The sequence below is a fragment of the Tolumonas lignilytica genome (assembly GCF_000527035.1).
In the GTDB taxonomy this organism is placed as follows: domain Bacteria; phylum Pseudomonadota; class Gammaproteobacteria; order Enterobacterales; family Aeromonadaceae; genus Tolumonas; species Tolumonas lignilytica.
Genome location: NZ_AZUK01000001.1, coordinates 1,732,894 through 1,755,337, shown reverse-complemented (window position 1 = coordinate 1,755,337; position 22,444 = coordinate 1,732,894). Strand labels below are relative to the sequence as shown.

At 50.6% G+C, this 22,444-nt stretch carries 23 protein-coding genes; 8 read left to right on the top strand and 15 right to left on the bottom strand.

The annotated features are described in order from the left end of the window. From atpB to H027_RS0108210, 8 genes are read left to right on the top strand one after another with little or no spacing between them, the layout of a single operon-like run. Entirely contained in the window at positions 1-780 is a 780-nt protein-coding gene (gene atpB, locus H027_RS0108245) for a F0F1 ATP synthase subunit A (RefSeq protein WP_024871987.1), read from the top strand. A 43-nt stretch (positions 781-823) separates the two neighbouring features. Then, complete coding sequence (gene atpE, locus H027_RS0108240; RefSeq protein WP_015880175.1) at positions 824-1,051, top strand: F0F1 ATP synthase subunit C; 228 nt, start codon at positions 824-826, stop codon at positions 1,049-1,051. A gap of 38 nt (positions 1,052-1,089) precedes the next feature. Beyond that, positions 1,090-1,560, top strand: coding sequence for a F0F1 ATP synthase subunit B (gene atpF, locus H027_RS0108235; protein ID WP_024871986.1), 471 nt, complete (start codon positions 1,090-1,092; stop codon positions 1,558-1,560). A 14-nt stretch (positions 1,561-1,574) separates the two neighbouring features. After that, positions 1,575-2,108, top strand: a complete 534-nt coding sequence (atpH, locus tag H027_RS0108230; protein WP_024871985.1) for a F0F1 ATP synthase subunit delta — start codon at positions 1,575-1,577, stop codon at positions 2,106-2,108. A 14-nt stretch (positions 2,109-2,122) separates the two neighbouring features. Next, positions 2,123-3,664, top strand: a complete 1,542-nt coding sequence (gene atpA / locus H027_RS0108225; RefSeq protein WP_024871984.1) for a F0F1 ATP synthase subunit alpha — start codon at positions 2,123-2,125, stop codon at positions 3,662-3,664. 44 nt (positions 3,665-3,708) lie between these two features. Beyond that, the gene (atpG, locus tag H027_RS0108220; protein ID WP_024871983.1) at positions 3,709-4,572 is read left to right on the top strand and encodes a F0F1 ATP synthase subunit gamma; all 864 of its coding nucleotides are present in this window, start codon (positions 3,709-3,711) and stop codon (positions 4,570-4,572) included. 32 nt (positions 4,573-4,604) lie between these two features. Continuing rightward, entirely contained in the window at positions 4,605-5,993 is a 1,389-nt protein-coding gene (gene atpD / locus H027_RS0108215) for a F0F1 ATP synthase subunit beta (protein WP_024871982.1), read from the top strand. A gap of 17 nt (positions 5,994-6,010) precedes the next feature. Beyond that, on the top strand, positions 6,011-6,433 hold the full coding sequence (locus H027_RS0108210) for a F0F1 ATP synthase subunit epsilon (RefSeq protein WP_024871981.1): 423 nt from the start codon (positions 6,011-6,013) through the stop codon (positions 6,431-6,433). Positions 6,434-6,503: 70 nt separating this feature from the next. Here H027_RS0108210 and H027_RS0108205 read toward each other — a convergent pair whose 3' ends face one another. The 15 genes from H027_RS0108205 to hemC form a co-directional block, all read right to left on the bottom strand. Beyond that, complete coding sequence (locus H027_RS0108205) at positions 6,504-7,562, bottom strand: protein-glutamate methylesterase/protein-glutamine glutaminase (RefSeq protein ID WP_024871980.1); 1,059 nt, start codon at positions 7,560-7,562, stop codon at positions 6,504-6,506. Positions 7,563-7,577: 15 nt separating this feature from the next. Next, positions 7,578-8,051, bottom strand: coding sequence for a chemotaxis protein CheD (locus tag H027_RS18335; RefSeq protein ID WP_024871979.1), 474 nt, complete (start codon positions 8,049-8,051; stop codon positions 7,578-7,580). Beyond that, complete coding sequence (locus tag H027_RS0108195; protein ID WP_024871978.1) at positions 8,048-8,863, bottom strand: CheR family methyltransferase; 816 nt, start codon at positions 8,861-8,863, stop codon at positions 8,048-8,050. The genes H027_RS18335 and H027_RS0108195 overlap by 4 nt, the downstream gene beginning before the upstream one ends. Positions 8,864-8,865: 2 nt before the next feature. Continuing rightward, entirely contained in the window at positions 8,866-9,414 is a 549-nt protein-coding gene (locus H027_RS0108190; protein WP_081741438.1) for a chemotaxis protein CheW, read from the bottom strand. Between the two features lie 11 nt (positions 9,415-9,425). Beyond that, positions 9,426-11,069, bottom strand: coding sequence for a methyl-accepting chemotaxis protein (locus H027_RS19365; protein ID WP_024871976.1), 1,644 nt, complete (start codon positions 11,067-11,069; stop codon positions 9,426-9,428). Positions 11,070-11,102: 33 nt separating this feature from the next. Beyond that, the gene (locus H027_RS19360) at positions 11,103-12,746 is read right to left on the bottom strand and encodes a methyl-accepting chemotaxis protein (RefSeq protein WP_024871975.1); all 1,644 of its coding nucleotides are present in this window, start codon (positions 12,744-12,746) and stop codon (positions 11,103-11,105) included. Continuing rightward, complete coding sequence (locus H027_RS0108175; RefSeq protein WP_024871974.1) at positions 12,746-14,947, bottom strand: chemotaxis protein CheA; 2,202 nt, start codon at positions 14,945-14,947, stop codon at positions 12,746-12,748. The genes H027_RS19360 and H027_RS0108175 overlap by 1 nt, the downstream gene beginning before the upstream one ends. A gap of 9 nt (positions 14,948-14,956) precedes the next feature. After that, entirely contained in the window at positions 14,957-15,265 is a 309-nt protein-coding gene (locus H027_RS0108170; RefSeq protein WP_024871973.1) for an STAS domain-containing protein, read from the bottom strand. A gap of 10 nt (positions 15,266-15,275) precedes the next feature. Continuing rightward, positions 15,276-15,641, bottom strand: a complete 366-nt coding sequence (locus tag H027_RS0108165) for a response regulator (protein ID WP_024871972.1) — start codon at positions 15,639-15,641, stop codon at positions 15,276-15,278. A gap of 8 nt (positions 15,642-15,649) precedes the next feature. Then, positions 15,650-16,399, bottom strand: coding sequence for a methyl-accepting chemotaxis protein (locus H027_RS17670; protein WP_420804656.1), 750 nt, complete (start codon positions 16,397-16,399; stop codon positions 15,650-15,652). A 522-nt stretch (positions 16,400-16,921) separates the two neighbouring features. Beyond that, positions 16,922-18,142 carry an ammonium transporter gene (locus H027_RS0108155; protein WP_237657935.1) on the bottom strand — a complete coding sequence of 407 codons (1,221 nt, stop codon included), beginning with the start codon at positions 18,140-18,142 and terminating at the stop codon, positions 16,922-16,924. 324 nt (positions 18,143-18,466) lie between these two features. Then, positions 18,467-19,636 (bottom strand): heme biosynthesis HemY N-terminal domain-containing protein, encoded by a 1,170-nt coding sequence (locus H027_RS0108150; protein WP_024871969.1) that lies wholly within the window; start codon positions 19,634-19,636, stop codon positions 18,467-18,469. Between the two features lie 12 nt (positions 19,637-19,648). Continuing rightward, complete coding sequence (locus H027_RS0108145; protein WP_024871968.1) at positions 19,649-20,713, bottom strand: uroporphyrinogen-III C-methyltransferase; 1,065 nt, start codon at positions 20,711-20,713, stop codon at positions 19,649-19,651. Between the two features lie 17 nt (positions 20,714-20,730). Continuing rightward, positions 20,731-21,459: a uroporphyrinogen-III synthase gene (locus H027_RS0108140; RefSeq protein ID WP_024871967.1), complete on the bottom strand. Its 729-nt coding sequence runs from the start codon at positions 21,457-21,459 to the stop codon at positions 20,731-20,733. Then, positions 21,456-22,382, bottom strand: a complete 927-nt coding sequence (hemC, locus tag H027_RS0108135) for a hydroxymethylbilane synthase (RefSeq protein WP_024871966.1) — start codon at positions 22,380-22,382, stop codon at positions 21,456-21,458. The genes H027_RS0108140 and hemC overlap by 4 nt, the downstream gene beginning before the upstream one ends. Positions 22,383-22,444 lie beyond the last annotated feature (62 nt).

Sequence of the window (22,444 nt, the reverse complement as noted above, 5' to 3'; positions counted from 1 at the left end):
ATGGCTTCCACAGGAGAAACGCTTACTTCCCAGGAATATATTGCCCACCATTTGCATCATTTGCAGGTTGGCAGTGGTTTCTGGACGGTAAATATCGACTCCATGGTTTTTTCCGTGGTCTTGGGGACGCTGTTTATTTGGTTATTCCGTCGGGTTGCTGTCAAAGCCACCAGTGGTGTACCGAGTAAGCTGCAGTGTTTTGTTGAGATGGTGTTCGGATTTGTGGACGATACCGTGAAGGGTATTTTCCATGGCAAAAACAAACTGATTGCGCCGTTGGCGCTGACGATTTTTGTCTGGATTTTCCTGATGAACGCGATGGACTTACTGCCTATCGACTATCTGCCGCATCTGGCACAAATCAGCAATATTCCCTACCTGCGCGTGGTTCCATCTGCAGACGTTAACATCACCTTGTCCATGTCGTTTGGCGTATTTTTCCTGATCCTGTTCTATAGCATCAAGATCAAGGGAGTCGGTGGCTTCATCAAAGAGCTGACACTGACGCCATTCAATCACTGGGCATTTGTGCCGGTTAACCTGCTGTTGGAAACCGTTACTTTGATTTCCAAACCTATTTCGTTAGGTTTGCGACTGTTCGGCAATATGTATGCGGGCGAGATGATTTTCATCCTGATCGCCGCGATGCTGCCGTGGTGGTCACAGTGGTTCCTGAATGTGCCGTGGGCTATCTTCCACATTCTGGTAATTACGCTGCAGGCGTTTATTTTCATGGTGTTGACAATTGTTTATTTGTCAATGGCTTGTGAAGAACATTAATTTTTTGATCAACGTTTTGTTCATATTTTAACGGAGAAAAATCATGGAGATGTTATTCATCGCTGCGGGTCTGATGATGGGTCTGGCTGCTATTGGCGCGGCAATCGGTATCGGTGTTCTGGGTGGTAAATTCCTGGAAGGTGCTGCTCGCCAGCCTGATCTGCTGCCACTGCTGCGTACCCAGTTCTTCATCGTAATGGGTCTGGTGGACGCGATTCCGATGATCGCGGTAGGTCTGGGTATGTACGTTATGTTCGCGGTTGCGAAGTAATACGGTACCGGGCATTCATTTTTTAAGGGAGATGGGCAGTGAATATCAATGCAACCATCCTCGGCCAGACGATTGCTTTCATCCTTTTTGTTTGGTTCTGTATGAAGTTTGTGTGGCCGCCTCTGATGGCTGCCATCGAAAAACGTCAGAAAGAAATTGCTGACGGTATGGCTTCTGCAGACCGTGCGAAAAAAGACCTGGACCTGGCACAGACCAAAGCCATGGAACAGATCAAGGAAGCAAAACAGCAAGCTGCTGAGATTATCGAGCAGGCCAATAAACGCCGTGCTCAAGTTATTGATGAAGCCAATCAGGACGCCATGGCGGAACGGGAAAAAATCCTGAACCAAGCCAGAGCGGAAATTGAGGCTGAACGCAACCGTGCGAAAGAAGAACTCCGTAAACATGTGGCAGCGCTGGCTGTTGCGGGTGCGGAAAAAATTCTGGAGCGTCAGCTGGACGGGGCCGCTAACAGCGCCATCGTTGACAAGCTGGTTGCTGAACTCTAAGGGGAGCCGGGGCTATGTCTGAAGTGACAACCATTGCGCGCCCCTACGCCAAAGCCGCGTTCGATTTTGCCGTTGAACAGAAAGCGGTGGATAACTGGCTATCGATGTTGCTCTTTGCGGCCGAAGTGTCGAAAGACGATACCGTACAACAGTTAATTCACAGCTCAATGGCGCCAGAGCAACTGGCGCAGTTGTTTAACCAGATTTGTGGTGAACAGCTCAATGAGCAGGGCCAAAACCTGATCCGGGTGATGGCTGAAAACGGACGTTTGAGTGTACTGCCTGCGGTCGTTGCTGAATTTTCAGCATTGAAAGCAGAACTGGACAAAGAACTGGAAGCGCAGATCACGTCTGCGACAGCGCTCTCTGACGCAGAAAAAGCGAAGATTCAGAAAACTCTGGAAGCCCGCTATCAGCGCACAGTGCGTCTGACTTGTCAGCTGGATCCATCATTGATGGCCGGTCTGGTCATTAAGATTGGTGATGACATCATCGATGCCAGTGTTCGCAGTAAACTCAACCGCTTGGCGGAAGCATTGCAATCTTGATTGGGGATTAAAGCATGCAACTCAATTCCACTGAAATTGCCGAGCTGATTAAAAAGCGTATCGCGCAATTCAACGTCGTCACCGAAGCCCGCAATGAAGGGACTATCGTATCGGTGAGCGACGGTATCGTTCGTATTCATGGCCTTGCTGACGTCATGCAGGGTGAAATGATTGAACTGCCTGGTAACCGTTATGGTCTGGCACTGAACCTGGAGCGTGACTCCGTTGGTGCGATTGTAATGGGTCCGTATGCTGATCTGGCTGAAGGCCAGAAAGTAACGGGTACCGGTCGTATTTTGGAAGTGCCGGTAGGTCGTGGTCTGCTGGGCCGTGTGGTCAACACGCTGGGTCAGCCTATTGATGGTAAAGGCCCTGTTGAAAACGATGGCTTCTCACCGGTTGAAGTGATTGCACCAGGTGTAATCGAGCGTCAATCTGTTTCTCAGCCAGTTCAGACTGGTTATAAAGCAGTTGATGCGATGATCCCAATCGGCCGTGGCCAGCGTGAGCTGATCATCGGTGACCGTCAGACCGGTAAAACCGCGCTGGCGATCGATGCGATCATCAACCAGAAAGATTCTGGCATCAAATGTGTGTACGTAGCGATTGGTCAGAAGGCTTCTACCATTGCGAACGTAGTACGCAAACTGGAAGAACACGGTGCGCTGGCTAACACTATCGTTGTCGTGGCATCGGCTTCTGAATCTGCATCTCTGCAATATCTGGCACCTTATTCTGGTTGCGCGATGGGTGAATACTTCCGCGATCGTGGTGAAGATGCGCTGATTATTTATGATGACCTGTCTAAGCACGCGGTTGCTTATCGCCAGATCTCCCTGCTGCTGCGCCGTCCGCCAGGACGTGAAGCGTTCCCAGGGGACGTCTTCTATCTGCATTCTCGTCTGCTGGAACGTGCTTCCCGCGTTAACGCTGAATATGTAGAAACGTTCACGAAAGGCGCGGTAAAAGGCCAGACGGGTTCTCTGACGGCATTGCCAATCATTGAAACTCAGGCCGGTGACGTATCTGCGTTCGTTCCGACTAACGTTATTTCGATCACTGACGGTCAGATCTTCCTGACTACTCAGCTGTTTAACGCCGGTATCCGTCCTGCGGTTGACCCAGGTATTTCGGTATCCCGTGTGGGTGGTGCTGCTCAGACCAAGATCATCAAGAAACTGTCCGGTGGTATTCGTACCGCTCTGGCACAGTATCGTGAACTGGCAGCGTTCGCACAGTTCTCTTCTGATCTGGACGATGCAACCCGTAAACAACTGAGTCATGGCCAGAAAGTAACTGAGCTGATGAAACAGAAACAATATGCGCCAATGAGCGTTGCTCAGCAGTCGCTGGTTCTGTTTGCAGCAGAGCGTGGCTATCTGGAAGACGTCGAACTGAACAAGATCGGCGACTTCGAAGCAGCGCTGCTCTCTTATGCCAACAATGAGCATGCGGATCTGATGGCTGAAATTAATGCAAAAGCAGACTACAACGATGACGTTGTAACTCGTCTGTCTGCATTGATCGACAGCTTCAAAGCGACTCATACCTGGTAATAACGCGGCTGCCGTCAGGCAGCCTCTGATGTGGAGAGTCAGCAATGGCCGGCGCAAAAGAGATACGCAATAAAATCGCCAGTGTGAAAAACACGCAGAAGATCACCGGTGCAATGGAGATGGTGGCAGCCAGCAAAATGCGTAAAGCGCAGGAACGCATGGCTTACAGCCGTCCTTATGCCGTGACTATGCGCAAGGTGATCGGTCATCTCGCGTTGGGTAACCTGGAGTATAAACACTCCTACCTGATTGAACGTGAAGTGAAACGGGTGGGTTACATCATCGTATCGACTGATCGTGGTCTGTGTGGTGGTCTGAACATTAACCTGTTCAAATCAGCGCTGGTATCAATGAAACAGTGGAAGGAGCAGGGCGTAGAGGTTTCTACCGCTCTTATTGGCTCAAAAGCGGCCAGCTTCTTTGAACGCTTTGGTGGCAATATACTGGCACAGGTTTCCGGCATGGGTGACGCACCAAGCGTTAATGACCTGATCGGTTCTGTAAAAGTGATGCTGCAAGCTTACGACAACGGCGAGATTGACCGTCTGTACCTGGTTTACAACAAATTTGTAAACACCATGGTGCAGTCACCAACAGTCGATCAGTTGCTGCCTTTGCCGAAGGCTGATGACCAAGAGCTGGCAAAACGCCACTGGGATTATCTGTATGAACCGGATCCAAAGCATCTGCTGAGTGAATTGCTGATGCGTTATGTGGAATCGCAGGTTTATCAGGGCGTGGTGGAAAATTTAGCCAGTGAACAGGCAGCCCGTATGGTGGCGATGAAAGCGGCTACCGATAATGCCGGCAATCTGATTGGTGATTTACAACTGGTGTATAACAAGGCGCGTCAAGCGGCGATTACCCAGGAACTCACCGAGATTGTCAGCGGTGCATCGGCAGTTTAAGGCAAAGGTTTCCAAGCTTTAGAGGATTTGACATGAGTAACGGTATCATCGTTCAAGTCATCGGTGCGGTTGTAGACGTACAGTTTCCGCAAGATGCGGTTCCACAGGTTTACGACGCGCTGAAGATAGTGAGCGAAGGCCAGACCAAAGGTCTGGTAATGGAAGTACAGCAACAAATCGGCGGCGGTGTTGTTCGTTGTATCGCAATGGGTACATCAGACGGTCTGCGTCGCGGTGCGGAAGTATTAAACACTGGTGCTGGTATCAAAGTGCCTGTTGGTACTAAAACCCTGGGTCGTATCATGAACGTACTGGGTGAGCCTGTGGACGAACAGGGTCCAATCGGTGCGGAAGATAACTGGGTTATCCATCGTGCTGCGCCTAGCTACGAAGATCAATCCAATACCACGGAACTGCTGGAAACAGGCATCAAGGTTATCGACCTGATTTGTCCGTTTGCCAAGGGTGGTAAAGTGGGTCTGTTCGGTGGTGCGGGTGTAGGTAAAACCGTAAACATGATGGAACTGATCAACAACATCGCGAAAGCGCACTCCGGTCTGTCCGTATTCGCTGGTGTGGGTGAACGTACCCGTGAAGGTAACGACTTCTACTATGAAATGAAGGAGTCTAACGTTCTGGATAAAGTAGCGATGGTTTACGGCCAGATGAACGAGCCACCAGGAAACCGTCTGCGTGTTGCACTGACCGGTCTGACCATGGCGGAAAAATTCCGTGATGAAGGCCGTGACGTATTGTTGTTCATCGACAACATCTATCGTTACACCCTGGCGGGTACCGAAGTATCGGCACTGCTGGGTCGTATGCCATCTGCGGTAGGTTATCAGCCTACACTGGCGGAAGAGATGGGTGTTCTGCAGGAACGTATCACCTCAACCAAGACGGGTTCTATCACTTCGATCCAAGCGGTATACGTACCTGCGGACGACTTGACTGACCCGTCACCAGCAACCACCTTCGCGCATCTTGACTCAACCGTAACGCTGAGCCGTCAGATCGCTGCACTGGGTATTTACCCTGCGGTAGACCCGCTGGATTCGACTTCTCGTCAGCTGGATCCGCTGGTGGTTGGTCAGGAGCACTATGATGTGGCTCGTGGCGTGCAGACTGTTCTGCAACGTTATAAAGAGCTGAAAGACATCATCGCGATTCTGGGTATGGACGAACTGTCAGAAGATGACAAGCTGGTGGTAGCCCGTGCTCGTAAGATCGAACGTTTCCTGTCACAGCCATTTAACGTGGCGGAAGTATTTACCGGTACGCCAGGTAAATACGTGTCTCTGAAAGACACCATCCGTGGCTTTAAAGGTATTCTGGACGGTGAATACGACGATCTGCCAGAGCAGGCGTTCTACATGGTTGGCTCCATCGACGAAGTGGTCGAGAAAGCTAAGAAACTGTAATTCAGGCAGGAGGCTCTATGGCTGAGATTACCTTCCACCTGGATGTGGTCAGTGCTGAAGGCATGTTGTTTTCCGGTCGTGTTGAATCCGTTCAGGTTTCAGGCGCGGAAGGGGAACTGGGGATCCGTCACGGTCATGCGCCGTTACTGACCTCCATCAAGCCTGGTCTGGTGCGTCTGGTTAAACTGCATGGTGCTGAAGAGGTGATGTATATCTCTGGCGGTATGCTGGAAGTGCAACCAGAAGCAGCGACTGTGCTGGCGGACACCGTGATCCGTGCGGCTGATTTGGATGAGGCGAAAGCGCAGGCTGCTAAACGGGCTGCCGAGGAAAAAATCCACGGCAATCCGGGCGATGTGGACTATGCAACCGCCATTACCGAATTGGCGAAAGCGGTGGCACAATTGCGTGTCATTGAGATCACCCGTAAACACTTCTGATTACCGGTATCTAAAAAAGCCAGAAGAGCGATCTTCTGGCTTTTTATTGTCATTTTAAGCTCATACATCGTTAACTTCGTGCAAATTGCGTGATCATCGCGGGCATCTGATTCAAGCTGAAGACCTGCTCTGCGGCACCCAGTTTGATGGCTTCTTTCGGCATGCCGAATACCACGCTGGAGGCTTCATCCTGCGCAATGGTGCTGGCACCGGCCTGACGCATACTGAGTAAACCTCGTGCTCCGTCATCACCCATACCGGTCAGGATCATGCCTAAGGCATTCTGTCCGGCTGATTTTGCTACGGACCGGAACAACACATCGACAGAAGGTTTATGTCGATTCACTGGCGGTGCATCGAAGACTTCGGTAAAGTAAAAGGCTCCGTTACGCACAATTTGAGTGTGATAACCCCCCGGTGCAATGAGCGCACAACCTTGTAACACACGCTCACCGTGCCGTGCCTCACGGACTTCGATGGCACAGATCCCATTTAACCGTTCGGCAAAAGCGGCGGTAAATTTTTCCGGCATGTGTTGTACGATCACGATCCCTGGGACATCCTGCGGTAAACGGGTCAATATTGATTCCAATGCAATCGTACCGCCCGTGGAGGTCCCAATCGCAATGACACGATCGGTCGTCTGAATCAGTTTGTGAGAGTGTAGGGTAGCTGGTGGAGACAGGGGATTCAGCGAAGTTGCTGTTAATCGTGGCATTTTAGTTCTGGCTTGGCTGGCCTCACGAATCGCACGAACAAGATCGTTGGCGATGGATTGCAAGTGCTGTTTCACACCGAGCTTGGCTTTGGTAAAGACGGCGACAGCACCAGCACTAAAGGCATCGAGTGTCAGGGCGGCCCCTTGTTCCGTGAGCGATGAACAAATCACGATAGGGGTCGGATGCTGGGCCATGATCTGTTTTAAAAAAGTAATGCCATCCATCTTGGGCATTTCGACATCGAGCAAAATGACGTCGGGCCACTGTTTCTGCATTTTGCTCATTGCTGCAATCGGGTCGGGTGCGGCTGCCAGCAGATTCATATCAGGCTGATTTTGGATCACTTCGCTCATGAATTGGCGAACTAAGGCAGAATCATCCACCACCAGGATCTGAATTGATTTGTTCATTGCACCTCTTTGTTTTTAAGGCGAGTTTTTTCCCAGTAACGAAACACGAAAACGGCCATGAATGCCATCGATTTGCAACCGCCGGTGTTGGGTACCGCCTGTGTCTTTGCGACTTAACGTACTGTTCATGACGTTTTGCACCACATACTGCATATATTCCACATTCCGGGAACCGACGCAGTGGTTATAGTCATTTTCGTTATACAGAGTGGTACTACCACCAAATAATGCCAATTTATAATCACTGATCTGCGTTTTGTGCCGGAATACATCGGCCAGTGCACATTGGAGCACTACATCACCATACCGTGTGTCTTTCAATAAACTATCTGCCGGGCGTTCCGGTAATACAACATGAGTTGCCAGTAATAACCGTTTCTGCGGATGCCAGGCGCATAATGAGACACAAGACCCTAACAGGGTGATCAGTTCGCCATCGAGCTGGCCAAAAAAATAGCCTCCAGGGTTGAGATACAACGGCTGTTTCATAGGTTTTTCCTGTATACCGCTGTCGCATAGGGTGTCAGTGGAAGAGTGCTGTTTTGCAGCCCTTCCGAGTGTCCGACAAACAGTAAGCCACCGGGTTTTAACTGTTGCAAGACTCGTTGCAAGATCTGGTTTTTTGTATCTTTATCAAAATAAATCAGCATATTCCGAAGAAATATAATATCGAAGCTACCGAGAGTGGCTGGCAGTGGTTCATTCAGGTTGAGACACAAAAACCGGGTATGCTGGCAGAGCGATGTCTGCACACGGAACAGCCCCTCCATATCCTGTACGCCTTTCATGCAATAGCGGCTGAGCCAGGTCGGGGGAATATTTTCCGTTCGTTGCAAGGGGTAGATGGCCTGTTGTGCTTTATCTAAAGCTTGCCGACAGATATCAGAACCCACAATTTCCCAATGTGTGCCTTGCGTCAGACCTTCAGACAGCGTCATTGCCAGTGAATAGACCTCCTCTCCGGAAGAACAGGCGGCACTCCAGAGCCGCAAGGCTCTCTGTGGATGTTGTCGCACTAAGTCCAGTAGCAGATCGAAATGTGGTTTTTCGCGAAAGAAGAAGGTTTCATTGGTGGTGAGCAGATCGACCACGATCCGCCGTTCCTCCTGATATTGTGGCTGTTGCAGCAGGCTCACGTAATCAGAAAAACTGTCGAGCTGTAACGCACGTAAGCGCTTCATCAACCGACCTGCCGCTAATGCTTTTTTGTGTGAAGCCATCTGAATACCGGATATATCTGCCATCAGATGGCGGATGATATGAAAATCATGTTCGCTTAATGCGGGCAGTCTGGTATCCATATCTACTCCCTGAGACTAATGTCGACTCCCCGGGATTCCTGCATCCGTTGCAGTTCGTCGGCACTGAACAGGGCTTCGGCTTTCAGGATGATCAGGAAACCATTGTCGCGGCGTGCCATGCCGAGAATAAACTGGCTGCTGATACCGGCTCCAAATTCAGGAGGGGGCTCTATCTGACCAGGGTCGATATCCAGCACCTCATCGACAGAATCGACGATAAGCCCTGCTGGCTGGATGGTATTACCGATCGGAAGTTCCAAAATGATGATGCAGGTTCGACGCCCTATCTCTGTGGGGCTGGCGCCGAAGCGCTGGGCTAAATCAATTACGGGGACGACATTGCCACGTAAATTGATCACTCCTCGAATATAGTTTGGCATTAAAGGAACCGTTGTCACCTGACCATATTCGATAATTTCCCTAACTCGATCAATGGGGAGGGCCAGTGCGGTCTGCATGCAATGAAATGATAAATTTTGGCCAGCACCCCAGTCATTGATGGCGAGATAGGGCATGTTGCTCTGCACAACATTACTTTGTAACGCTTCCATAAATCACGCTCCTAAAACTGCACAAATTGTTCATCGCCATGATCTGTCTGTAAGCGCTCTGGCCTGGTTTGTTTTACTTTGCTTTTCACGGGGCGTGTCGATTTTAGGTTGGCTGCCTGAGGAGAATTTGTATTGGTTACTTGGAAGTAATTGATCAAATCGGTTAATTGTCCGGCTTGTGCGGTCATCTCTTCCGCCGTGGCAGCCAATTCTTCGGAGGCGGAAGCATTTTGTTGCGTGATCTGGCTGAGTTGTCCCATGGCGACATTGATTTGGGCGACACCACTGGATTGTTCTTGCGATGCGGCGGTAATTTCCTGTACCAGATCTGAAGTGCGTTTAATATCCGGCACCAATTGTTCAAACAGTTTGCCGGCCTGTTCTGCCAGTGAGACGCTGCTGCTGGCAACCTGCCCAATTTCCTGGGCTGCGATCTGGCTGCGTTCCGCCAGTTTTCTCACTTCCGCAGCCACGACAGCGAAGCCTTTACCGTGTTCGCCTGCTCGTGCAGCCTCGATGGCGGCATTGAGTGCCAGTAGGTTGGTCTGGTAGGCGATATCATCAATGATGCTGATCTTGCTGGCGATCTGTTTCATGGCGTTTACCGTTTCCTTGACCGACTCACCACCGCGTTCGACGTCTTGTGCTGCCTTGGAAGAGATAGCATCCGTGACTTTGGCATTTTCGGTATTCTGTGCAACAGAAGAGGATATTTGCTCCATCGAGGCGGAGGTTTCCTCGACACTGGCAGCTTGTTCGCTGGCGGCCTGACTTAATGATTGCGATGTGGCGCTGACCTCTTCCGACGCACTGGCCAGTGCATCGGAAGAGGTTCGAACTTCGCCGATTATGTGGCTGAGTTTTCCGACCATTTCTTTCATGGCATAGAGCAGGGAATGTTTGTTGTTTTCATTGGTTTCAACATCAACCGTGAGATTACCGGCGGCGATCTGGCGGCTGATTTCAGTAGCATAATCCGGTTCGCCACCCAGTTGTTTCACAATGCGATAAGCAATGAAAAAACCCATTACCAAGCCAACCAGAATACCCGCGATGCTGGCGGTAAACATCAACATGGAACTGTGTTCGTAGATCACCTGTGCTTCAGCTGCTTGTTCGGCAGAATGCTGTGATTTTTGTGACACAATTTTGTTTAACAGATCCTGAACTCGTTGAATCACTGGCGCCATTTCACCTTCAAGGTATTCGTTAGCATCATTGATTTGGTGTAATTGGTCCATTTTCACCATGGCGGTAACTTTATTGGCATCATTTTTATAATCGGACCAATTACGATAAAAATCGGCAATCAGAGCTTGGCCTTCCGCAGTAGTGAATTTCGTTCTGGCATCGCTCATTGCTGTTTCTACGTTATCCATGCTTTGACTAAAAACTTGCAGATGTTGCTGCTTTTGGGCATCTGTATCAGCCAGCATGGCGGCACGCAGATATCTGCCGATAGCTACAAAATTCATTCTGGCTTTGGCTGCAGACTCCAGACCACGTAAATCTTTTTGATACATTTCGATGGCCATGTTGTTGATATCGCGCATATTGAAATAACCAATACTGCCAACGATAGCGGTAACAACAGACATCGTCAGAAATGCCATTATCAGGCGTGTGCGTAAACGCAGATTTTTAAACAGCATCATGCTCTTTCCCTCTTCTCATTTACCGTGAGTCGTCTAAAACTGGACAAACTGTCCGTTTGTGGTCTCCGGTTGGAAATTTTCCGCCCGAGTTTGAGATCTTCTGGTTTTAGCGGGTTGTGTTTTCTGAACTGGGGCTGCTTGAGCCTGCCGGAAGGGCTCTGTGTTGACCTTAAAATAATTGATTAAATCCATGAGCTGTCCGGCTTGTGCGGTCATCTCTTCCGCCGTGGCGGCCAATTCTTCGGAAGCGGAAGCATTTTGTTGCGTGATCTGACTGAGTTGTCCCATGGCAACATTGATTTGAATGACGCCACTGGCTTGCTCTTGTGATGCTGCAGTGATTTCCTGCACCAGATCAGACGTGCGTTTAATATCCGGCACCAGTTGTTCAAACAGATTTCCGGCCTGTTCTGCCAGTGAAACGCTGCTGCCTGCGACCTGGCTAATTTCCTGGGCAGCGATCTGGCTGCGTTCCGCCAGTTTTCTCACTTCCGCAGCCACGACAGCAAAGCCTTTACCGTGTTCGCCGGCACGGGCGGCTTCGATGGCGGCATTGAGCGCCAGCAGATTAGTCTGGTAGGCGATATCGTCAATGATGCTGATCTTGCCAGCGATCTGTTTCATCGCGTTTACCGTTTCTTTGACCGATTGCCCACCGCGTTCTATGTCTTGGGTGTTTTTAGAAGCTATGGCATCGGTCACTTTGGCGTTATCGGTGTTTTGTTCGATAGATGAGGCGATTTGCTCTATCGAGGCAGAGGTTTCTTCGACACTGGCCGATTGCTCACTGGCTGCCTGACTTAACGATTGCGATGTGGCACTGACTTCCTCTGAGGCACTGGCTAATGTATCTGACGATGTGCGCACTTCACTGAGAATATGGTTTAGTTTTTCGACCATCTCTTTCATGGCATAGAGCAGGGAGTGCTTGTTGTTTTCGTTGGTTTCAACATTAACCGTGAGATTCCCGGCGGCAATCTGGCGGGTTATTTCGGCTGCATAGTTGGGTTCACCACCCAGTTGTCGCACAATTTGATAAGCAATAAAGAACCCCATTGCGATCCCCAATACGGCTGCAACCAGAATAATGATAAACATCTGTTGCGAACTTGCTTTGTAGAGGGCGTTAATGGCATCCCCGGTATTTTTGGATTGCAGCTCCATGTTTTTGCTCAGCGCGTCTAACTGAGTTACCGAATCACTAATAATGCTCATGAACTCATATTGCAGGTATCGGAAGGCGGTGGTTTCGGTGGGCAATGGCTGTTGATTGATCAGGTCAATCATATGATTGACACCAGACTTATAGATGGACCAGGTATGAGCAAAATTTTGCAGTGTCTCTTTACCGTGTTCGGTAATAATAAGTTTACTGGCTTCGTCAATATTACTTTCCAGCGCAGACATTTGCTGCTGCAGCTTGGCGCTGTCACTACTGCGGAGTTCCTGGGTCGGAACCAGCATCATATCGCGCACTGTTCGGGCAATATCATTGCGGATCGTGTTTGCATCTTTGATTTTACCTAACCCGACCAAATCCCGTTGAGTGATGGTCTGGCTCATTTGATTGATTTTGCCCATGTTTAAATAGCCAATACCACCGATAACGACAGAGATCAGTGTTAACGTCATAAAGGCGAAGAGCAGGCGAGTCCTTAAGCGTATGCTGTTAAACATTATGTGTTTCTCCCTTGATCTGCTTGTCGCATTTCGCATGGTGTTGCCATCGTGATATTCAGGCGATGGTGAACACGTTGCTGTAAGCCGGGAATATCCAGGATCAGTGCAACGTGCCCTGAACCTAAAATGCTGGAGCCGCTGATATCGTGCAGATGCTCAAAGAGAGCACCGAGTGGTTTGATGACGATCTGTTGCTCACCCAGCAAGGTATCGACCACCAACCCCAACTGCTGCTTGCCTTGCCGGACAACCACAATATTTTCCCGCTGAGGTTTTTTACTCTCGACCCCAAAGTGTTCGCGTAAGCGCACGATCGGGAGCGGCTTTCCCCGTAATTCAAGATAACTGTAAGTTCGATCACCAATATCGGCATACCGAGCTTCCAGACATTCGGTGACTGATTGCAATGGCAGGACTAAGGGTGTTTCTCCCACACTGATCAGGAAACCATCAATGATGGCCAACGTCAGTGGCAGGCGAATTCGGACACAGCAACCTCTGCCGGGAATGGAATCGAGTTCAATGGTGCCGCGCAGTGCGTCAATACTGCGTTTGACCACATCCATGCCAACACCGCGGCCGGACAGGTTGCTGATGCTCTCAGCCGTGGAAAAACCAGGAGCAAAAATCAGCTGATACAGCGCTTGGTCATTCAATTGGTCAGTGGTGCTTATCAGCCCTTTCTCGAGGGCCTTTTCGCGGATGCGGCCAGGATTTAAACCGCGACCATCATCCTGAACCTCGATCACCACATTACCGGATTCATGATAGGCGTTGAGACGAACCATGCCCTTGACGTTTTTCCCGGCGCTCAATCGTTCTTCTGCTGGTTCAATACCGTGATCAAGGGCGTTACGTACCAGATGCGTCAGTGGATCGGCGATCTTATCCACGACGGTTTTATCCAGTTCGGTGTCAGCCCCTTCAATGTGCAGCTGGATCTCTTTGTTCAGCTCTTTGCTGGTATCTCTAACCAGCCGGTGAAAACGCATGAAGGTATCACCAATCTCAACCATGCGAAGTTGCAATGCCACTTCCCGGATCTGTTCCACATGCTGGTTGATTGTCGACATGGCTTCCTGCAGCGTGGAATTGCCGTGCTGTCTGGCCAGCATTTCGCCACCCGCAGCCGCAATGACCAGTTCACCGACCAGATTGATTAGTTCATCCATTTTTTTGGCGGAGATCTTCAGCAGTGCGCTGTCATGCTGTTTCTGTTCGCGGATCTGTTGCTGTTTTTGCAGCGCGGCATCGACCGCCACCGCCGGAACGTTTCCTTCCTGAATCAGAACATCGCCGATTTTGGGAGCAGGGGATTGCGCCGTTTGTTTCTGCAGACTGCGTTGCAATTCACTTTCGGTGAGTAAGCCACTGGCGATCAGGATTTCACCCAGCCGATCTTTATCCTGTGGCAGTGCGTCAATCAGTGCCAGATAGTCTTCTACATGACTGTCGGGAGGCAATATCCGGATCTGCGCCAGCTCCTGAATGAATTCAAAAACGGATTCTATTTCGGTTTTACTGGCCTCAGTTTGGAGATCCAGCTCCAGCCCGAGATAGCATTGTTCCGCCTGAAAATCGGGCCAGGCAGGCAAGTCGTTTTGCAGTAGATAGAGGTGTTGTACGGTGCCTAACTTATTCAAATAACGAACAAATGAGGCAGGGTCGAAACCGTATTGCAACAACTGCCTGTCGAAACGCAAGGAGATATGCCAACTGGCAGGCTTATCTTCGGGGGCTGGGTGTCGTTCAATTGTATCGGCAGATTCGGTGGTGGTGGCGGGGGGCGTGGCAACTGTTTCACCCGTCAACTGTTGCAATAAGGCGAGTAATTGCGGGTTGTCAGTATCCAGCGCAGAAGGTGTGCCGGTTTGCTCCAGATGGGTGAGTTCGTTACCTAAAACATCAAGCGCACTCAATAATGCCGTGACCATGTCGCTGTTGAGCGTCAGTTCGCCATCACGTACGCGCATGATCAGATTTTCCATGTGATGCGCAAACCGGACGAAACCATCTAAGGAAAACAACCCGGCAGACCCTTTTAGCGTGTGCATGGCCCGAAAAAGACCATTGATGGTCTCGGCATCCACGACTTGCTCATCCAGAGCCAGCAAGGCTGTTTCTGCACTCTGAATCAGCTCTTTAGCCTCTTCCAGAAAACTGGCCAGCAACTGTTCCCACTGTTCCTGATCAAACATGGTCACTCCTTAATGCTGTGGCAGCACGATATCATCGCCAAAAAAGGCGGCGAGTTGAAACAGGTCGATAATTTCGATAACGGCCTGAGAGTGACGGATCAGATGCAGGTGTTGACCCAGCCATTGATGCAGTGCCAGCAGGAGCTGCAACCCGGCGGTGTCGATTTCATCCACATCATGTAAATCAATGGTCAATGATTCAGGTGCCGTCAGCGGTTTCAGGGCACCCTGTATCTCTGCCACTTCATAGATGGTTAATGGACCACGCAACGACATACACCACTGCCCAACGGTGGTCTCTTCCAATGTGACCGGCATAGTGCCTCCGCTACATGATTAATTTTTCAACAGCGGCCAGCATTTGTTCGGGCTGGAATGGTTTCACAATCCAGGCTTTTGCCCCGGCAGCTTGCCCTGCACGTTTCTGTGCTTCCTGTGATTCTGTTGTTAACATGATCACGGGAGTGAACCGATGCTCGGGTTTCGCCTTAATGGCTTTGAGGAGGGAGATGCCATCCATATTGGGCATATTGACGTCACTGATGACTAAATTGACGCGTTGTGAGCCGAGTTTACTCAGCGCTTCAATACCATCACTGGCATCGACCACGTTGTAACCCTTGGTCAGCAGGGTCGCTTTGACCAGCTGACGGATAGACATCGAATCATCAACTACTAATACCGTTTTACCCATAGCACACCTCAAAAAAACGTAATATCGCTGTTTGTGGTCTGACTGACGCGCCCTTGATATTCTTCTTCTGTCGTAAATCGTTGTTGGAAATCGCGTTTCCAACGGGTTTCATCCAGTAAACTGATATTGCTATCAACTGTACCGGCAATATGTTTCATGTCGCTCTGCAAGTGACTCAGGATCTGATTGACGCGATCCTGAAACTGCAACTTGATGATGATTTGTTCTATGTTAGTTTCTGTTTCACAAGAAAGGGCGTGTAACCGGTGCCCGGCTTCGTGCAGCAGGTTGATTTCCTCGCCCAGATGTTCGGTGACTTCATTGACGGAGCGGTCTAGCAACGCCAGATTTTTTTCATCGTGTTGCACCAGACGGTGGGCGGCATCAATGGTGGCCTGAATGGCTGCTGTGATGGATTCTATTTTTTTACCGATATCCCGGCCGGTTTCTCCGGATTTGGTTGATAAGGTTCGCACTTCATCAGCGACCACGGCAAAACCGCGGCCGGCATCACCAGCCCGTGCCGCCTCAATCGCGGCATTCAGCGCCAGCAGGTTGGTCTGGCTGGCCAGCACCTGCACGGAGGCGGCCATCTTTTTCATTTCGTCCATGTACTGCGCGAGATCACCGATGGTCTGCTGCAATTCCGCTTTGTGAGCTAAACCGGAATGAAAGGCGTCGATGACGGAGGCCAGTTTGATTTGCGTGTCATCAAGCGTTTTGGTGATGGCAGAATCATTGTCATGAGCACCAAACATTGAGAGCGAAGACTGATTTTCCTGCCGCATACGGGCCGTCATATCATTAAATGGTTGGATCAGCCCTTCGACATTATGTTGTACCAGATCCGATACGACCTGTACCTGTTGTTGCCAGGCGGTCATAACCCGGCTGAGCATACCCAGCTGTGGCTGAGGCTCTGCTACCGCGGAAAGGGATAATTCTGAGGAAGGGACCGGTTCTGACGGGATAGATTTGCGTTGCTGATAGATGCCAAGTAGCTGCGTGGTCAGGCTGACAAATAAGAAAGCATACCCAGCTTCAGGTAAACGAAATGCGAGCAAACCCGTACCAATAAGCGTAAAAACCCAGGAAATCCAAGGCATTGTAAACTCCCGTACTTTTAGAATTATAGGCCCTCAAGTTTTAAGAATAGACGAAGAGTTTTGGGTTGCCAGTGCAGGAATGAAAAGATAAGTATGGAACTCAAGACGGTGTTTATTTAACGAGAGGAAAAACGCATCCGGGAAACGGATGCGTTTTGGTGTATCTGTGGGATATTAAGACTGGATGTCGTCCATGACGGCACTGATCTTATGGATGGCCAGGTCGGCACCTTCATGCTCTTCTTCCTGAGACAAGCGCAGGCCTACGACTTTTTTCATGGTGCCGTACACAAGGAAACCACCGACGACGGCAATTGTGATACCGAGCAGAGTACCCAGCAGTTGTGACATGAAAGACACACCGCCTACACCCCCCAATGCCTGACTACCAAAAATACCGGCAGCAATACCACCCCAGGCACCGCACAGGCCATGTAATGGCCAGACACCCAATACGTCATCGATCTGCGGACGTTTTTGCAATTGGGTAAATACCACAATAAAAATCGCACCGGCAACACCACCCACAATCAGGGCGCCGACAGGATGCATCAGGTCAGAACCGGCACACACAGCAACCAGACCAGCCAATGGACCGTTATGGATAAAACCAGGGTCGTTTTTACCCATCAGCATGGCAACCAGCGTACCACCGACCATGGCCATTAAGGAGTTAACGGCAACTAATCCACTGATACCACTCAATTTTTGTGCTGACATGACGTTAAAGCCAAACCAACCAACAATCAGGATCCAGGCACCTAATGCCAACATTGGAATATTCGATGGGGCAAAACTGAAAATCTGGCTGCCACGTACCCGGCCCCGGCGCATGCCGAGCAGGGTTAATGCAACCAGCCCAATCCAGCCACCTACGGCGTGCACCACGACGGAACCCGCGAAATCATGGAAAGGCGCACCAAACTGAGTAGTAAACCATTGTTGAATACCGAACCGGCCATTCCAGGCAATCCCCTCGAAGAAAGGGTATACCAAACCTACGATCAAGAAGGAGCTGCACAGCATCGGATAAAAACGGGCACGTTCAGCGATGCCACCACTGACAATCGCCGGAATTGCCGCGGCAAAGGTCAGCAGGAAGAAAAAGCGGGTCAGTTCCAGACCATTTTGCGTCATCAGTGTGCTGGCGCTGCTGAGGAAACTTTTATCGTAGGCCAGATAATAACCGATGAAAAAATAGGCTAAGGTTGAGATGCCGAAATCGGTAATGATTTTAACCAGGGCGTTGACCTGGTTTTTGCTGCGTACCGTTCCCAGTTCCAGAAAAGCAAAGCCTGCGTGCATTGCCAGCACCATGACAGCACCCAGCAATAAGAACAGGGTATCTGCACCACTGGTTAGGGTTGCTATTGCGTTTGTGGTTTCCACCAACATCTCCTCCATCAATTTATAACGCGCCCCAAATTTGTGCTTTGTGGCAACATCCTATTTTTTGAGTCATTTTGTGACTCAAATTTGTGCTATTCCCTATATTGGGGCGCTAATAAGATACACAAAATGTGCCAAATTGATTCACGGGAAGAATAAGGCTTATAAAACAATAACTTCTTCGTGGTTATTTTGTCAGAACATTGATGTGATTTGAATTTGCTAACCATTTTGGTGCTGTTGTGCACAAAAACAATGCGGATGTAATAAAGCAGAGCATAAGCGTATCAGAAAGTCCCCTGTTGATTGCCAACAGGGGAGGAAAGAGAGTTAACTCAAGCTTAAACGATAGTATTCAGCCGCTTTTTCAAACAACCGCAGTTGTTCCAAAATAGCAGCCAGTGTGCGTTGATCTTTTGCCGAAGGCTGCAGGGCGATGCTGCGCTCCAGATAGCCTTGTGCCAGCACATATTGCTCCTGATGATAATAAAGATGGCCCAAGGCCGACAACAAGACGGCAGATTGCGGATGTTGTTTCAGCTGGCGTAACAACAGCTGCAGTAGCGCTGAGGCATCCTCCAGTTTCAAATTGGCACAACGTTGCCAGAGCGCTTCATTGGCCTGCTTGCGCAACCGTGGCAGCAGTTGTTCGGCGGCAGTCTGATCTTGATGATGCTGGATCAGACTATCTATCAGCGCCAACTGCAGTTGTGGGGTATGACGGATGAGTCGTGACTGATGCTGCCAGAAGGCGAGCAATGCATCCGCAGTTTGCTCCTCTAATATTTTATCGAACTGTGCGCGGAAGTTCTTTTCCTGCGCGGCGATGAATTCTTCTTCCGTCAACAGTTGCTGCTTGCGTAACAGCGGCAGTAGTTCCAATTCTTCCTGCCAGGCCTGTTGTGACTGATAGATTCGGTACAGACGCTGCAGAATTTGCGGATGGTGTGGCCAGCGTAACCGCAATTGTTCCAGCAATTCCCGGCTGCGTTGCCATTCCCCCTGATCCTGCAACAGACGCACCTGAGTTAACTGAATCGCCAGCTGGGCCTGCGGGTCGAGTTCTGCGGCTTTCTGCAGATAGTCGTCGCGTTTCTGATATTCGCTTTGGGCGTGCGCGGCTTCAGCGGCCGACAGGTAGTTGAGCAAAGGGAGATCGCTTTTCTCAGCACTGCGCAGCATCAGGTGTTCTGCGCGCTGATATTCCCCTTCAGCCAGCGCGGTCATCCCTTTCTGGGTCTGACGCTGTGCTTTCAGATAACGGCGGTTTTGCCACCAGCCGCGGAGACCTCGCCGTACGCTGAATAAGCGGGTCAGCACATTTTCAGTCAGTAGCAGCACCAGATAAAAGACAAAGGCAAGAAGGGTGGCGGTCACAACACTCATTTCAATGGTGTAACCCGCGATGGCGATCATGACATAGCCCTGATGATCGGCCAGTTGCGGGCCCAGTAACAGCGCGGCAGCCAGAATGACCAGTAACAGTATCAGACGGATCATGCTTCTTTCTCCTTAGCGGGCGGCCGGGGTGGCTTGCCAGCGCTCAGCGAGCGTTTTTTCCAGCAATGGCTGCACCGCGAATGTCTTGGGATAATGTGGCGTAATATCCACTTCCTGCATGGCGGTCAGCTCTTTTTGCATGAATACGGTCGCACTGTCATCGGCTTCATAATAATCGCCGAGCCATGCTTGTGCTTTTTGCAGGTGGTCGCGGAAATTGGCTTGTTCCTGACGTAATAGGCAAAGCTGGGCTAACTGTAATTGCAGCCGGAGATTTTCCTGCAAATAGGTGGTTTGATCAGGCGTTAATAAGGCTTCTACCTCGCCATTCTGACGATGAATGGTAATGAAATGTTCAGCAAAATGTTTGGCACTCTTTTCCAGATTGGCTTTCCAGTCGCTGACCTGATCGCTGACTTCATCACTGGTAGGGTCTTCTTCCAGTTTAGGTTCCAGCCCTTTGATTTTTAACTGATCGATGTTATCCAGCAGGGTACCAACGCGCAGAGATAACCCTTCCCGGTCAACATCCGGTGCCGATTTTACCGCCGCAATATCGGCGGCCAGGGCTTTCCGTAACGGGATCAGCGAGGGATCGGCCATCGCCTGGATGCGACTGTCGGCATCGGTCAGCAGGATGCCGGCTGTTGTTAAATCCTGTTCCAGCCACAGTTTCCGCCCGGCCATACGAACCAGATAAGCAGCCTCACCCAGCATCCAGTCGTTAGGACGCTGATGTTGTTGTTCCAGCCATTTCTGCTCCAGCTCTCGCTGGCGGCCATCCAGTTTCAGTTGTTGTTCGCCCAGACTGGCCAGTGATTCCTTGACGGCAGCCTGTTCTTTTTGTGTTGGCGATTGCTCATTGCGAAGCTGTTCAAGCTCGGAGCGCAGGGTATTCAGTGCCTGAGTGTCTTGTTGCTGTTGCTGATAGACATAAACACTGAAACCAGCAACACCTGCCAGCAGGATCAATAAAAGCCCCATAGCTGTTTTGGAAGAGGAGGTGCGGTGTTTAACACTGTGTGGTTTGGGTTCCTGACTAGCAGGAGGCAGTGCGGATTCCTGAGCTTCACTCATTGATTTCATCCTCTGAATTATTCTAATAATGCAGCCGCCACAGCGGAGTGCTGGGCACCTGACATAATGGTGATTCGTGCAAAACCTGAATGCCGGATTTCTGCCGCGATGCGTTCGCTGGCAGCAAACCAATGTAAGGTCGCTAACCAATGGTCGGCGTTATCGGGCAACAGGTTGAGTAATTGCTGAAATAATTCGCTGCTGGTGATGATAACACTGTCCACCGCGGCTGCCTGCCATTCCTGCAATAAACGGGTGCCGTCTGTTTGCAGATAGTGACGACGGTAACATTCAACGCAGGTGACGTCAGCTCCGCGTTGCCGGAGCGTGTCGGTCAGCAGCTCCCGGCCAGCATTACCGCGCAGGATCACAATCTTTTTCCCCTGAACGGAAACGAGTGCGGGTAAGGTTAATAATCCTTCACTGCGGGCATCATCCGGCGTGACTACCGTGACCGGCAGGTTTTTTTGCCATTCACGGGCGGTGGTGGTGCCGACTGCCAGATAGGCTGGGTGGCGTGGCCATGACAACTGTTGTGCCTGGAGTTGCTGCTGGGCAAATTGTACGGCGGCGGCACTGACGGCGATGATCACCTCTGCATCGGCCAACAAGGCGGGCAATTGTGATAATTCGCAGCCCGGCTGATAGTGGAAGAGGGGACAAACCCAAGGCGCATGACCATCCTGGCGCAAACGCGCCGCCAATTCATTCGCGGCTGGTTGCGGGCGCAGGATCAACGGTCTCATGCGCCATAAACCATACGCAGGATTTCATCGGCCCCTTGCGCCAGCAATTGTTCAGCCAAGAGCTGTCCGAGTTGCTCTGCCTGTTCTCTCGGACCGGAAATATCCCCCCGGATGATGCGACTGCCGTCAATGGCTCCTACTAAGCCGCGCAACCAGATATGCGCGTTATCAGTCATGACCGCAAAGGAACCTATAGGAACCTGACATCCGCCTTGCAGCGCCCGATTCATGGCGCGTTCGGCAAGCACACAATAGCGTGTCTGGCTATGTTCCAACGGTGCCAGCAATGCCCGGGTTTTTTCATCATCCAGACGACATTCGATCCCGACCGCCCCTTGTCCGTTGGCCGGCAGACTGAGTTCTGGTGGCAGTAATGAACGAATGCGATCGGCTTTTTCCAGACGGCGTAAACCGGCGGCTGCCAGAATGATGGCGTCATATTCGCCGGCATCCAGTTTAGCCAGCCGGGTATTCACGTTACCGCGCAGGTCGTGGAGCACCAGATCTGGGCGTAAGGCCCGTAATTGACACTGCCGACGCAGGCTGGACGTCCCGACACAAGCCCCTTGGGGCAACTCGTACAAATTGGCAAAGTGTGTACTGACAAAGGCATCGTGTGGATCATCCCGCTCACAGATCACGGCCAGACCAAGGCCATCAGGAAATTCCACCGGAACGTCTTTCATCGAATGGACGGCGATATCAGCACGGTTTTCCAGCATTGCCTGTTCCAATTCTTTGACAAACAGACCCTTACCGCCGATTTTTGCCAGCGGAGTATCCAGGATTTTGTCGCCCTGCGTGCTCATAGGTACCAGTGTCACGGTTAAATCTGGGTGGTGCTGTTCCAGTTGCTGTTTGACAAAGTTGGCCTGCCAGAGGGCCAGTGGACTTTTTCGGGTGGCGATGCGCAATTCGGTCATAAGTGTCTGTATCCGTGGTTTTAAACAGATAGTAACATGGTAGCAGACGCAGGTTGAACCTT

Coding starts and splice junctions, on each gene's coding strand:
- H027_RS0108205 (WP_024871980.1), bottom strand. CDS start 7,562: ATGAACAAATCAATTCAGATCCTGGTGGTGGATGATTCTGCCTTAGTT.
- H027_RS0108155 (WP_237657935.1), bottom strand. CDS start 18,142: ATGTTGGTGGAAACCACAAACGCAATAGCAACCCTAACCAGTGGTGCA.
- hemC (WP_024871966.1), bottom strand. CDS start 22,382: ATGACCGAATTGCGCATCGCCACCCGAAAAAGTCCACTGGCCCTCTGG.
- H027_RS0108175 (WP_024871974.1), bottom strand. CDS start 14,947: ATGTTTGATCAGGAACAGTGGGAACAGTTGCTGGCCAGTTTTCTGGAA.
- H027_RS0108190 (WP_081741438.1), bottom strand. CDS start 9,414: ATGGAAGCGTTACAAAGTAATGTTGTGCAGAGCAACATGCCCTATCTC.
- H027_RS0108165 (WP_024871972.1), bottom strand. CDS start 15,641: ATGGGTAAAACGGTATTAGTAGTTGATGATTCGATGTCTATCCGTCAG.
- H027_RS0108145 (WP_024871968.1), bottom strand. CDS start 20,713: ATGAGTGAAGCTCAGGAATCCGCACTGCCTCCTGCTAGTCAGGAACCC.
- H027_RS0108210 (WP_024871981.1), top strand. CDS start 6,011: ATGGCTGAGATTACCTTCCACCTGGATGTGGTCAGTGCTGAAGGCATG.
- atpA (WP_024871984.1), top strand. CDS start 2,123: ATGCAACTCAATTCCACTGAAATTGCCGAGCTGATTAAAAAGCGTATC.
- H027_RS0108150 (WP_024871969.1), bottom strand. CDS start 19,636: ATGATCCGTCTGATACTGTTACTGGTCATTCTGGCTGCCGCGCTGTTA.
- atpG (WP_024871983.1), top strand. CDS start 3,709: ATGGCCGGCGCAAAAGAGATACGCAATAAAATCGCCAGTGTGAAAAAC.
- H027_RS0108170 (WP_024871973.1), bottom strand. CDS start 15,265: ATGCCGGTCACATTGGAAGAGACCACCGTTGGGCAGTGGTGTATGTCG.
- H027_RS19360 (WP_024871975.1), bottom strand. CDS start 12,746: ATGTTTAACAGCATACGCTTAAGGACTCGCCTGCTCTTCGCCTTTATG.
- H027_RS0108140 (WP_024871967.1), bottom strand. CDS start 21,459: ATGAGACCGTTGATCCTGCGCCCGCAACCAGCCGCGAATGAATTGGCG.
- atpD (WP_024871982.1), top strand. CDS start 4,605: ATGAGTAACGGTATCATCGTTCAAGTCATCGGTGCGGTTGTAGACGTA.
- H027_RS19365 (WP_024871976.1), bottom strand. CDS start 11,069: ATGATGCTGTTTAAAAATCTGCGTTTACGCACACGCCTGATAATGGCA.
- H027_RS0108195 (WP_024871978.1), bottom strand. CDS start 8,863: ATGGATACCAGACTGCCCGCATTAAGCGAACATGATTTTCATATCATC.
- atpB (WP_024871987.1), top strand. CDS start 1: ATGGCTTCCACAGGAGAAACGCTTACTTCCCAGGAATATATTGCCCAC.
- H027_RS17670 (WP_420804656.1), bottom strand. CDS start 16,399: ATGTTTGGTGCTCATGACAATGATTCTGCCATCACCAAAACGCTTGAT.
- atpH (WP_024871985.1), top strand. CDS start 1,575: ATGTCTGAAGTGACAACCATTGCGCGCCCCTACGCCAAAGCCGCGTTC.
- H027_RS18335 (WP_024871979.1), bottom strand. CDS start 8,051: ATGAAACAGCCGTTGTATCTCAACCCTGGAGGCTATTTTTTTGGCCAG.
- atpE (WP_015880175.1), top strand. CDS start 824: ATGGAGATGTTATTCATCGCTGCGGGTCTGATGATGGGTCTGGCTGCT.